The sequence below is a fragment of the Segatella copri genome, assembly GCF_019249795.2.
In the GTDB taxonomy this organism is placed as follows: Bacteria; Bacteroidota; Bacteroidia; order Bacteroidales; family Bacteroidaceae; genus Prevotella; species Prevotella copri_B.
In genome coordinates, this window is the sequence record NZ_CP156891.1 from 2,707,951 (window position 1) to 2,721,537 (window position 13,587).

A 13,587-nucleotide genomic window follows, 5' to 3' on the forward strand; every position below is an offset into this window, starting at 1 on the left:
TTTAAGGTAAAAAGTTTTGTTTTGGGAAATAACTAGTAATGAGAGAAAGCAGCTGTATAGACGGGATGTCTGACAGCTGCTTTTCGCGTATTATCTGGTTTGTTACTTTTTAAGCGGGCATACTATAGCTTTTTAAAGGGGCTTATTCCCAATCTTCGAATTCCAGTTCCAGTTCTTTGTATTCGGGCTTGAAACTGCTGTTCTCCTTATCTTGCTTCCTGGCTTCTTCTGATGAGGCGTTGCTTACGGACAGACCAAGCAGGCGGATGGGATGAGCCGAGGAGTAATCTACCTGTTTCAGCAGCCGTTTGGCAAGAGGTAGAATATCATCCTTCTTTTTCAGAACCTTTTCTTGCGAGATGCTTCGTGTTATCTGGGTGAAATCGGCAAACTTCACCTTCAGCGTCAGGGTTCTTCCTTCGAAACCGCTTTTGGCGATGCGCTCCAGCAGTTCGAGTACAGTATGGTACAGTTCGATAATCACAGCCGTTTTTAGATAGATATCTTCCAGGAAAGTCTGTTCGCAGCCTACCGATTTCCGTTCCCGGTAGGTGATGACAGGTCGTTCATCTATCCCCCTTGCGAAATCATAGAAGATGTGTCCGGCTTTTCCGAACATTTCTACCAGATGTTCTTCGGATACTTTCCTCAGGTCAGCTCCGTTGAAGATACCCATAAAATGCATCTTTTGCAGTGTTTTCTTGCCCACACCCCAGAAATCCTCTACAGGAAGCTGGGCGATGAAATCGAGCGCCTTGTCGGGATGAATGGTGCAGATGCCGTCGGGCTTGCGGTAATCAGAAGCCACTTTGGCGAGAAACTTGCAGTAGCTGATACCTGCCGAGGCGGTGAGTCCGGTTGCTTCCTTGATACGGGTTTTGATTTCTTTGGCAATATCCACCGCCAGTTCTATCCCTTTCTTATTCTGCGTTACATCAAGAAAGGCTTCATCTATGGAGATGGGTTCGATGAGGTCGGTATATTCCTGGAATATCTGATGTATCTGATAGGATATTTTAGCATAATAATCATGCCGGCAGGGCACGATGATGAGGTTAGGGCAGCGCTGCTTGGCTTGAGCGATGGATTGCGCCGAGTGAACGCCATACTTCCTTGCCTCATAACTGGCTGTAGAAACCACACCACGAGGTCCGTCGAAGCCAACCGCTACCGGTTTGCCCCGAAGTTCCTGATTGTCTCTTTGCTCTACCGCAGCAAAGAAGGCATCCATGTCGATATGTATGATCTTTCGCTCAGTCATTCCTGCCTTATTTTTTCCAAAAGTACAAAAAAGATGCGTTTCCACAAAATCTAAGCTGTTTTTTATTGTTCGTTAACGTTTTTGGGTATTAGCCTACATGGTCCATCGAAATAGGCTGCGTTGAGCATCGCAAGTACTTGCGTTAGCCAACTCAAGTACTTGCGTTAGTCAACGAAGCTATCTGCGTCTGCTTCCGGAGTCGTCATCGATAGCTTGTTGAGTCGTCTCCGATAGCTTATTGAGTCGTCTCCGTTAATTTAACAAGTCGTCTCCGATAGTTTACGGAACCACTTGAGTAAGCTGAACCAAACACTTGACCTCACAGACTCAAGCACTTGACCTTACTGATTCAAGCACTTGAACTCATTAACTCAAGTATATCATGACACGCTCTTAATTGTCTGTAGTGATCTATATGACTCCCTTTGTCTGAAATAGAAAAGAGTTAGTTAAGAAGTAGAAACTAGCAGAAAAGTGTGAAATTCCGTTCATGCTATATCAATTATGTTGCAATGAACGGAATTTGTTATTATATGTAGAGATTTTTAAAGCCATTATACCTGTTTATATATAACTTTGCAGCAGAAATAAAAAATAGGATTAACAAATTAGAAATTTTAAGTATGCACAACTTTTTAAATGGAAAGAGCGCAGCTATGATGCTTGCACTTTCATTGGTAAATGTTACAGCAGCTTTTGCACAGGATGATAATTCAAGTGCTAAGGAAGAGGGTAATCGTAATGTAATGCTTAATGCAGCCAGTGCGAATGGACCTCGTGAGATTCAGATAGGTTTGCCTTCTGCCGATGTTAACGTATTGGAGAATGGCTTACCTGTAACTTATGCAACCAATCCTCATTCTGTCAATACCATCTGGCGTGGCGATGCAAGTTTGAGCCATCAGGGATTGCTCAAGATTGCAGAGACAGCTATCACTACCGGTAATATCGGTTATGCCGTGAACTCTTTCACCCAGAAGGGTCAGAAAGGATTCAATGGTACTCTGAACTATAAGAGCAATCACTTCGGATTGCAGGAATTCTCTTTGAATATGAATGGCGATTTGGGAAGCGACTGGTATTACAGCTTTAACATGTATCAGGATTTCGACCCGGGAACCTTCAAGATCAAGTCAACTCCTTACCAGGATCGTACTCAGATTTACAAGGCGCTCCTTACCAAGAAGTATAACGGCAACCGTGGTGAGTTTACTGCCATGTATAGATATGCCAACAGCCATAGCGTATATAATTACGCTACTTCGGGTGCTCCATTCATCTATGTAGGCGATGGAAGCGTAAAGGAGTATGGCGATTTCAAGCTCGGAACTACCTCTTATCTTCCTGTAGATAATGATATGACCTATCGTGATATGCGTACTGGTGAGTTGAAGCAGACTTCTCTCTATGATGCCTGTCTGAACAAGACAAGCGAGGTAACCCTGATGAACAACTATCGTTTTGACAACGGTTTGAACTGGAAGGCTACCTTGAAGTACGATCATTCTCGCGGTGCTTTTGTATTCCAGTCACCAATGTCTATCATCGATTTGAAGAGCGATGCCAACAAGGGCGTATATAATTATATGTATCGCGACATCAACGGACAGACTAAGGCTTACGATGGTCAGTATGTTCAGACCCGTATGTCCTGTCTCAATGCCGGTAAGATTGATGAGGCTCTCTTCACCACCGAACTTAGCAAGAAATTCAGTACATCCACCTTCCGCCTCGGCGTGAATGAGTGGTTCTATCATATTGATTATTGCTCAAATACAACAATGTATGACCAGAGTGTACCTGCTGATGGAAGTTATGCCCTGCGAATTTGGGATGCAAACAAGCGCGACAGCTACTTCTACGATTTCAACAAGAACGCCTCTGAGTATTACAAGGGAAGCGAAAACAAGCTGGCTCTCTACTTCACTCACGATTGGGATGTCACCAACAAGTTGAATCTCTACTATGGTGCCCGTCTGGAGTGGCAGAAGCTGAAGGGTGAAAACGCAGCAGTGAAGAATGCAAAGGGTGAATTCGTAGGCCGTTTTGCCGATTACTATCTCGGTGCTACGGCACCAGATAAGACTAAGATTGCTCCGGCTGACTTGAGTTACAACTGGTTGAACTACGATTTCTCTGTAGCAGCAACTTATAAGTTGACCGATAACTTTGGCTTCACTGGCGATTTCACTTACATCGTTCAGCATCCTAAGTTCGAGGCTTTTGCCCCAGCTGCATTGCCAAATACGGATAAGATTTCTGTGCCACTCGGTCGTGCAGGTATCTACTACAATAACTCATGGTTGAGTTTGACATCGTTGTTCTCTTACATATCAAAGACCAACAACAACTCAACTCTGAACTTGCAGCATGGCAGTGAGATCAAGGCAGCTCCTTTGACTTACGATATCCAGACATGGGGATGGACAACCGACGCTGTGGCTCATCCATTTAAGGGATTCGATTTCCACTTCCTCTTCACTTATCAGAAGCCAACTTACAAGAAGTATGAAACCAGCATCACCTTCAGCGATGGCTATGTTGGCAACATCAATGCCACAGGTAATATCGTAGCCGAGATTCCTCAGATCCTCATCGAGTTGGACCCAAGCTACATGATTACCAAGGACATCAAGCTCTGGACCAGCTTCCGTTACTTCAGCAAGACCTACGCCAACATCAACGAGGCATATTACTTCAACGGTCACTGGGAGACTTTCGGAGGTTTGAACTGGCAGGCAACCAAGCGCTTGGCTCTCGGCTGTACCGTAGTCAACTTCCTCAATCAGACTGGTGCCAAGGGTAGTATCGCAGGTGCCGAGCTGATTACCAAGGATGAGGCAAAGGGAATCAAGAATCAGATTATGACGGGTAGCTATCTTCGTCCATTCACTGTTGAATTCACAGCTTCGCTGAAGTTCTAAGCGATATAAATATCAATAAACATCATCGACAGCTTCTATATATAATATAATGTATAGGACTGTCGGTAATAAGACAAACAATAATACGTTATAGATATAAACAATAACGATTAACAATAATAGTACAATGAGAACAAACAATATGATGAAGGCTGCCTGCCTCATGTTGATGGCATCAGCTACAACTTCTGCCTTTGCACAGAAGATGAACATCGAACACAAGGGTGATACTACTATCATTAAGGTGGAGAATCCTACCAAGTATCTTCTTCTCCCTATCCAGGAAGAGAAGGATGAGGCCCAGGTTTTGCTCGATACAGGTTCTAAGGATGATACCTGGATGGACGTTCGCCTGGCTCAGAATGGTTCTGATTACTATGTGCCTTTCGCTTTGGGCAAGGGTAAGACTGCTACAGTCAAGATTCTTGGTCTGAAGAAGGATGCTTTGGCTCTCAACTTGCTCAAACTCAGCGATACATTTGATACTACCAACACCGATTACTATCGTCCATCTTATCACTTCACTCCGCTCTACGGCTGGATGAACGACCCTAATGGTATGGTGTATAAGGATGGTGAGTATCATCTTTACTTCCAGTATAACCCATACGGAAGCAAGTGGGGCAACATGCACTGGGGACATGCCGTAAGCAAGGACCTGGTTCATTGGGAGCACCTCGATCCAGCCATCGCTCGCGACCCTGTAGGTCATATCTTCTCTGGCAGTTCTGTCATCGACAAGAAGAATACTGCTGGCTTTGGCAAGAATGCCATCATCGCCATCTATACCAACAACAGTGTGAACCACGATGAGGTGCAGTGCATCGCCTACAGCAACGACAATGGTCGCACCTTCACCAAGTACGAGGGCAACCCAGTGTTGACTCCATTCGATGGTTTGAAGGACTTCCGCGACCCTAAGGTATTCTGGTATGAAAAGGGAAAGTGCTGGTACATGATTGTTTCTGCTGATAAGGAGATGCGTTTGTACAAGTCAAAGAATCTTAAGAAGTGGAATTACGTTAGTGCTTTCGGTAAAGGTATAGGTCAGCAGCCATGTCAGTATGAGTGTCCTGACTTCTTCCAGTTGCCTGTAAATGGTGATAAGAAGAAGATGAAGTGGGTAATGACGATGAATATCAATCCAGGCTGCTGGTTTGGTGGCAGCGCTACCGAGTATTTCGTAGGCGATTTCGATGGCAAGAAGTTTACTTGTCCTGATGCCAACGAAGTAAAGTGGCTCGACTGGGGTAAGGATCACTATGCTACCGTTACCTTCTCAAATACAGGCGACCGAGTATTGGGAATCACCTGGATGAGCAACTGGCAGTATGCCAACCTCACTCCGTTCAAGCAGAACCGTGGTGCCAACGGTTTGCCAAGAGAATTGAAACTTTACGAGAAGAATGGCAAGTATTATGTTTCAGAGAATGTAGCTCCTGAAGTATATGCTTTGAGAAAAGAAACCAAGGATTTGGCTGATGCTTCTGTTGCCGATGCCAAGGATCTGAAGGGTGTTGCTGCCAATATGAATGGTGCCTTCGAGATCGAGGCCGATGTAACTCCAGATGCCAACGGTATTGCAGGTATTGAGATTTCAAACAATAAGCGTGAGCGCACCATGATTTACTTTGATATGAAGCAGGGCAAGGTGGTTATGGATAGGACAGAGAGCGGTTTGACCGATTTCGGCAAGCAGGCAGTTCCTCACGATATCGAGTTGGCTTGGGACAAGCAGCGTGCTGCAGAAGGCAAGGAGCCTGCCCGCATCGCCAACTCCATCAACTACAAGAACGATTTCGCTCTGGCTACCTGGGCTCCGTTGAGTCTTTGCGAGGATGGCAAGAAGACCTATCATGTTGATATTTTCGTAGATAAGTCATCTGTTGAGCTCTTCGTAGATGGCGGTCGCATCGCCATGACCAATCTCGTCTTCCCTGTAGCTCCATACGAGAATCTGAAGCTTTATACCCAGGGTGGCAAGGCTGAGTTCAAGAACCTAAAGGTTCATAAGCTCGGCTTGTAATCACGTAAAATCGAGTGTTTCGGAAAAAATATAATAAAAGCCGCAGTTTGTAAACGCAAACTGTGGCTTTTTCGTTTTTTTATGCTATCTTTGCACACAGATAAGTTTTTAAAAGATAGATCATGATGGAACAGCAAGTAAAACTAGTACCTTATGGGGTGGCAGATTTTGCTACGGTAATAGAGCAGAATCTATATTATGTGGATAAGACGATGTTTATCCCGGAGCTGGAGAAGCAGCCTCGCAATCTCTTCTTCATCCGCCCTCGTCGTTTTGGTAAGAGCATATTCTTGAGTATGCTCTATTCTTACTATGACTGTACGCAGAGCCACAAGTTCCAGAGTCTTTTTGGAAATCTGTGGATAGGCCAGCATCCTACTCCTTTGCAGGGAAAGTATCAGGTGCTGTTCCTCGATTTCTCCCAGATTACGGGTAATATCGACAAGCTTGAGACTAAGTTTAATTCTTATCTCAGCATCAACCTTGATGCTTTTGTCCGTCAATACTCAGAATATTATCAGGCAGAGATGGAAGAAATCCTGGCGCAGGAAGATTTCGAGGAAAAGATGGAACTGATATTCAAGGCTGCCAAGGCGCACCAGTATCATCTGTATCTCATCATCGATGAGTATGACAACTTCACGAATGTCATACTCAACGAACGTGGTGAAAATGTGTATCATGCGATTACCCATGCCGACGGCTTTTATCGTGATGTCTTCAAAAAGTTCAAGGGTAATTTTGAGCGTATCTTCATGATGGGTGTGAGCCCTGTAACCCTGGATGATGTGACGAGTGGATTCAATATAGGTTGGAACATTTCTATCAAGCCGGAGTTTGATGAGATGCTGGGCTTCTCTACCACTGATGTGGTGGAGATGTTTACCTATTATAAGGAGCATGGTAGTATTCCTGTCGATAGTGATATTGATGCCATTGTCAACGATATGAAGCCATGGTATGATAACTATTGCTTCGCCAAGCAGGCATTGAAGAAAAAGACTCGTATGTTTAATTGTGATATGGTTCTTTATTACCTTCGCAATTACATGGATGCCGGATGTCCGCCAGAAGAGATGATAGACCCGAATACCCGTACCGATTACGGCAAGATGAAGAAACTCTTGCAGTTTGACAAGCTGGATGGAGAGCGTAAGGGCATTATCCGCAAGATAGCAGAAGAGGAGCAGATTGTTACCCAGCTTTATGAGTCGTTTTCTGCGTATCAGATTCCAAAGGCAGAGATATTCCCAAGTCTTCTGTTCTATTATGGCATGTTGACCATCAAGGGAACTCGTGGTTCCAAGCTCATTTTGGGCATTCCAAACAATAATGTCCGCAAGCAGTATTATGGTTATCTGGAAGAGGAGTATCAGGCAAAGGCTTATGTGGATGTCAACCAGCTCACCGATTACTATTATGATATGGCATACGATGGTAAGTGGAAAGAAGGATTGCGCTTTATGGCAGATGCCTATGCTAAGGTTTCATCGGTGCGTGATGGCATTGAGGCTGAACGAAACCTGCAGGGATTCTTTATGGCTTATCTGAATCTGAATGATTATTATATCACGGCTCCAGAGTTGGAGTTGAATCATGGCTATTGTGATTTCTTCCTTTTGCCAGACCTTACCCATTATGCCAGTCAGCATAGCTACATTCTGGAATTGAAGGTTCTTTCTAAGAAAGATTTCTCTGCGATAGTTGAAGGTGAGTTCACGGAAGATGGCAAGCCTATGACCAAGGCCGAGAAACAGTGGCGTGAGGCTGTAGAACAGATTCATCGATATGCTGAGGCTCCAAGGGTTGAGGCTTTACGCCAAGGCACAAAACTCCATCTCATCATCATGCAGTTTGAGGGGTGGGAACTTAAACGGATGGAAGAAGTATGAAATTAATGAAAAGACTCTATATTATATTAATAGTATTACTTAGTAGTATGCTTCTTCTTCTGGATTCATGCACCCAGAAGAAGATGGTGATTGGTGTGTCGCAATGTTGCAGCGGAGTTTGGCGCGAGAAGGTGAATAATGAGATGCGACTGGCGCAGTATCAATATAAGAATGTGGATTTGCTGTTTACTACTGCAGAGAATGACGGGCAACGCCAGGCTCGCCAGATAGACAGTATGATAGCCAGGAAGGTAGATTTAATCGTGGTGGCTCCTGATAACGTGAATGATGTAACACCTGCCATCGAGCGAGCTTATCGTGCGCGTATCCCGGTTATCCTCTTCGACAGAAAGGTAAAGACACCCCATTATACAGCTTCCATCGGTGGCGATAATGTAGAAGCGGGTAGGGAAGTAGCACGCTTTCTTGCCAGTAAACTGGATGGAAAAGGTACCGTTGTTGAGATTACGGGCTTGAAGGATGCTTCCCCTGTCATTGAGCGCCATCGTGGTTTCCACGAGGTGATGAAGAATTATCCGGGAATCAAGGTGGTTACCCTAGAAAGCAACTGGAAGATGGAGCGTGCCCAGGAGTTAATGAAGCAATATCTGGATAAGGGCGAACATGCGGATGGCGTGTTCGGACATAGCGACCTGGGTGCCATAGGAGCCTTTCTGGAAGCAGAGAGACGAGGCATTGATAAGCAGATGCTGATAGTAGGCATTGATGGAATGCCTGGAGAATGGGAAGGAGTGGATAGAGTGAAGAGAGGACAGTTTGCTGCTTCTTATGTCTATCCCACCCAGGGCGAGAAGATTATGGAATTGGCGATGAATATCCTTCAGGGTAAACCCTATAAGAAGGATAATGTGATGAAATCATTTCTTGCTACCCCTGAAAATTGCGATGCCATCGCCCTACAATATCAGGATTTGGAAGTCAAGATGAAGAATCTGGATCAGATTTCTGACAGTCTTGATTCTTATTCAGAGGTATCCCGCATCCAGCAATGGATGATTATTGTTGCCGTCGTTATCGTCCTAGTTCTGCTCATTGTCATCTTCTATATATATAAGGTATATAGAAAGAAGCTGCAGAAGAAGAAAGCCGTGGCTCGTGGATTCATAGAGAACAAGGAGGGCTGGGCTGCTGAACTGAATCACCTGGATGAGAGTGATCGTTATTTCATGGATCGTTTCAAGAAGAAGATTCTTGATAATATGGGCAATGCTGATATGAAAATGGATGATTTGGGAGCCGAGATGCAGTTGAGTAAAGTACAGCTCTATCGCAAGGTGAAGGCTATGACAGGAAAAACGCCTGTCGAGCTCCTGAAAGAAATGCGCCTGCAGAGAGCCTATACGCTCCTGATGCAGACTGATAAGACTGTAGCTGAAGTCTCGGCAGAAGTAGGCTTTGCATTACCGGGCTATTTCTCTTCCTGTTTCAAGAAACAATATGGCGTTCTTCCTACCGATTTCAGAAATGAACAGTTATCTAAAAGGAAATAGTATTCTAACTCCTTTAAAATAAGTACTTTAAAATCTTAGCAAAAGATAAGAAAATCGTTTCATGTAACATAATTATTGTTGCAGGAACGATTTTTTTTATTGTTATGGTTGAAAACAAAGTACTTTTGCCAGCAACAAGCAACTATAATAATATTAAAGAATAAACAATTTTATTAATTCAATAAAAACCGTATGATAGAACATTTGAATAAACAATTAACGAAATTACATCTGTCTTTACTGGTGTTAATGTCGCTGCTGATATTCCAATCAGTAGAAGCTCAGCGTCTTTGGAATTTTGATGGGCAAAATCCATTTGCTGATAGCTAGGGACTGAATCCTCTTACCTGTTCTTCGGTGAGAACGAGTGTTGATTATTGTGCAGGCATCAAAGGAAAAGCTTTGAGAACCGATGGATATTCCGTAAGTCTTCGTACGCAGGTTTCATCTCCGTGCCACTCTGTGTCTGCATGGTTTGCCCTAGAGTCTTTGCCTACGGATACGGCTACCTTTATAGGTATCAAGGACAAGAATGGCAATGCTGTTTCCGTGAGCGTTGACTCTTATGGAAAGTTGATGTTTGAGATTTCTGGCAAGGAGGTGAATACTTCTGTCTATGCTGGTTGTAAAGTTGAAACTTTTAAGTGGTTGCATCTTTTGTTGGATATCGAAACCTCCACCTTATATTATAATGGTAAAGACGTGGCTTCATTCAAAGGTGTTGTTTCTGATTTGGTAGGTCCGTTTCAGATGTTTTTTTGTCAGGGATTCAAGTCTAGGCCTTTGGGAATGTACGATCAGTCATTTATCAATGGCGTGATAGACAATGTACGATTGAATGTTGTGTCTGCTGAAAAGGTATTTTTAAAGGATGAAGTGGCTAAGTATGTTAGGGAAATTCCTGATTTGTCGATTCCTGCCTCTAGGTTTATGACAGACTATAATCGTCCGAAATATCATTTGATGCCTGCTGCCAACTGGACTAATGAGTCGCATGGTTTGATATATTTTAATGGCATGTATCATGTTTTTGATCAGAAGAATGCTTCCAATATTAATCTCAAACAGATAAACTGGGGCCATTTCGAGAGCAAGGATTTAGTCAGTTGGACTGAGCGTAAGCCTGTTCTTTCTCCTGATAAAAGCTATGATAGTTTAGGTATCTGGTCGGGCTGTGCGTTCATTAATGATGAAGGAATCCCTCAGATTATTTATACTGGCGGAAGCAGGCGTAATTCCATCAATGCCGCTTTTCCTCAGGATTCATGTTTGAATGTATGGCAGAAGTTTGCTCACAATCCAATCGTTGCAGATTGTCCGAGCGAATTTTCCCGTTCTGATATGAGAGATCCCTTTGTTTGGAAAATGGATGGTCACTGGTATATGGTTGTAGGCTTTGGTGTGACTAGAGATCAGGAGGAGCATGGAACCTTGCTTCTGTACCGTTCTGATGATTTACGCTCATGGACTTACAGAGGGCTGTTTTTTGGGGGAAATCCTCAAGTAGATCATACGGGTATCTTTTGGGAGATGCCTATCGTCATCAAGATGGGCGATAAATATGTCCTGTCCGTCAATCGTGTGCCTCATCGCGGAATCCCAGCCCAGACTCAATATTGGGTGGGCGACATTCAGAATGAGAGATTTGTACCGGATCAGCAGGTGCCAGAAAATCTGGAGGTAATCAACAGATTACTATCTCCGTCAGTATGGCAGATTGCGGATAGTCAATATGTGGCTATGGCTATTATTCCTGACGAGATAAGAGAAGTGCCTACTTATCAGCAAGGTTGGGCACATCTTTTCAGTTTACCTAGAGTGTGGACGTTGAGAAATGGCAAGATATGCCAGATGCCGCTTCCTGCTTTGAAACAACTTCGTGACAAGGAATCACGTATAGCTAAAGAGAGCCTTGTTCGGTCGAAACTTATCTACGATGGTAAGCGTCAGGTAGAGATTGATGCCGTATTCTATCCTCAGGATGCCAGTCAGTTTGGTTTCCAGCTGCAGACAAATGGCGGTAAGGAGAAGTCTTTCATCTATTATGATGTGAAAAAGCAACGTTTAGTAGCTGATCATACGAAATCATCTTTGCAGATGGGTATTCCTCTTGAAATCCGTACAGGCAATTTGCACTTGCCGATGAATTCTCCAGTCCGTTTCCATCTTTTTATAGATGGTTCGGTTATCGAGGGATTTGTTAATGACGAATATGCTTTCACCTCTCGCTTCTTCCCTAAAAATGCAGAGAATGTACAGGTTCAGCTATATTCCAAGAAAGGAAAGACAGAAGCCGAAGTAAAGGTATGGACTCTGAATGGTGCCAAAATGAAAACTAACTTTTAAATAACAATTAATATGAAAGCAAAGAACGTATTGATGACCGTGCTTTTCAGCATAGGTTGTTTAGGTGTGTATGCTCAGGCATCTTCTCTTTACCATGAGAAGTATAGACCTCAGTATCATTTCTCCCCAAGCAAGGGATGGGTAGGTGATCCAAGCGGATTGATGTATTATCAAGGCAAGTACCACTTGTATTGGTGGGGTAAGGCGGAATCCAAGGACTTGGTTCATTTCGAGGAAAAGTCAGCAGATAACGTGATGCAGAATGTGGATTCTAACACTTCCTGCTTTACGGGTTCAGCTTTGATCGACAAGAACAATACGGCTGGATTCGGCAAGGGTTCCTATATAGCAGCCCTTACCGTATTCTCTAAGGATAGCAAGAAGCAGGCTCAGGGCATAGCCTACAGCCATGATGGCGATAAGTTTTATCTTTACGACCAGAATCCTGTGTTGGATATATGGAGCACAGAGTTTAGAGACCCTACTGTCTTTTGGTGCGAGAAGACCCATAAGTGGGTGATGGTTGTGGCTAAGGCCTTGGAGAAGAAGGTGAAGTTTTATGAGTCTGATGACTTGAAGCATTGGACGTGGTTAAGCGACTTTGGTCCATCAGGAAATTCAGAGAAGAGCTGGGAATGTCCCGATTTGTTCCAATTACCGGTTGAGGGTGATTCTAATGTGAAGAAATGGGTTCTTGTGGTTTCCATCAATTGGGCACAGGAGCAATATTTTGTTGGCGATTTTGATGGCAAGTCATTCAGACTGGAGGCAAATCATCCTGTAGAGCCTCTCTATGTTGATAAGGGCATGGATTATTATGCATCACGTACCTTCCGCGATTATGATGGTAGCCTGCACGATGTTGTGTCTTTAGGTTGGGTAGCCACATGGGACTATGCTCAGCAGCAGCCTTCACAATACGGAAAAGGCATGTGGTCGGTGCCTCGGAAGCTGGCATTGAAAAAGGTGGGTTCCCGTTATTTTCTGACTCAGCAACCTATTGAGGCTTTGCGTCAGCTTAGGGGCAAGCAGGTATCAGCCAACTATAAATTGCCTTTGGGAAGTGCAAGATTGAAGTGTGCATCTCCAAAGAGTAATGTCTATGAGATGGATGTAACCTTCTCAGCTCTGCAATCAAATGTCTTTGGCTTGAACCTATGTTCTGGACACGGCAGGAAGGTGACAATCAGTTATGATACTGATTCTCATAATCTGGTAATCGACCGTACGCATTGTGCTGATGTGGATATTCCTAAGTTTGACCGTATGGCTCATGCTCAGGTGTTGCCGCAAAATGGGAAGCTGCGAATGCATATCTTCGTAGACAAATCGAGCGTGGAAATATTCTGTAATGACGGTCAGGATGTGTTTACGCTGCAAACTTTCCCTTCTGAAGATCAGATAGGTATCGAAACATTCTCCCAAAAGAGTGTAACGAATATGGAATTGAAATGGTGGCCTCTCCAAGCTATTTGGAAATAGCTCCAAAGATAAAAAATGATTTCGTTTACTGAGAAAATCATTTCATGTACGATTTCTTATAGTGAAAGAACTAAAAGTTACAGTTCTGCTCGCAGACTTTCCCTAATTTTGCAGCAAATACAAGCAATGACAATTTTTGAAACTT

General features: G+C 43.8%; 7 protein-coding genes. 6 read left to right on the forward strand and 1 reads right to left on the reverse strand.

From position 1 onward, the window contains the following. Positions 1-142: 142 nt before the first annotated feature. Positions 143-1,261 carry a DNA polymerase IV gene (gene dinB / locus KUA48_RS11275; protein WP_218432561.1) on the reverse strand — a complete coding sequence of 373 codons (1,119 nt, stop codon included), beginning with the start codon at positions 1,259-1,261 and terminating at the stop codon, positions 143-145. Between the two features lie 623 nt (positions 1,262-1,884). On the opposite strand from dinB, the gene KUA48_RS11280 reads away from it, so the two are divergent. The 6 genes from KUA48_RS11280 (at position 1,885) to KUA48_RS11305 (ending at position 13,442) form a co-directional block, all read left to right on the forward strand. After that, entirely contained in the window at positions 1,885-4,185 is a 2,301-nt protein-coding gene (locus tag KUA48_RS11280) for a TonB-dependent receptor (protein ID WP_215652125.1), read from the forward strand. 127 nt (positions 4,186-4,312) lie between these two features. Beyond that, positions 4,313-6,211 carry a GH32 C-terminal domain-containing protein gene (locus KUA48_RS11285; RefSeq protein ID WP_218432562.1) on the forward strand — a complete coding sequence of 633 codons (1,899 nt, stop codon included), beginning with the start codon at positions 4,313-4,315 and terminating at the stop codon, positions 6,209-6,211. Between the two features lie 125 nt (positions 6,212-6,336). Continuing rightward, entirely contained in the window at positions 6,337-8,103 is a 1,767-nt protein-coding gene (locus tag KUA48_RS11290; RefSeq protein WP_218432607.1) for an ATP-binding protein, read from the forward strand. Continuing rightward, entirely contained in the window at positions 8,100-9,614 is a 1,515-nt protein-coding gene (locus KUA48_RS11295; RefSeq protein WP_218432563.1) for a substrate-binding domain-containing protein, read from the forward strand. Before KUA48_RS11290 ends, KUA48_RS11295 begins: the two co-directional genes overlap by 4 nt. A 402-nt stretch (positions 9,615-10,016) precedes the next feature. Then, on the forward strand, positions 10,017-11,960 hold the full coding sequence (locus KUA48_RS11300) for a GH32 C-terminal domain-containing protein (protein ID WP_218432565.1): 1,944 nt from the start codon (positions 10,017-10,019) through the stop codon (positions 11,958-11,960). 12 nt (positions 11,961-11,972) lie between these two features. Further along, positions 11,973-13,442 (forward strand): GH32 C-terminal domain-containing protein, encoded by a 1,470-nt coding sequence (locus KUA48_RS11305; protein ID WP_218432567.1) that lies wholly within the window; start codon positions 11,973-11,975, stop codon positions 13,440-13,442. Positions 13,443-13,587 lie beyond the last annotated feature (145 nt).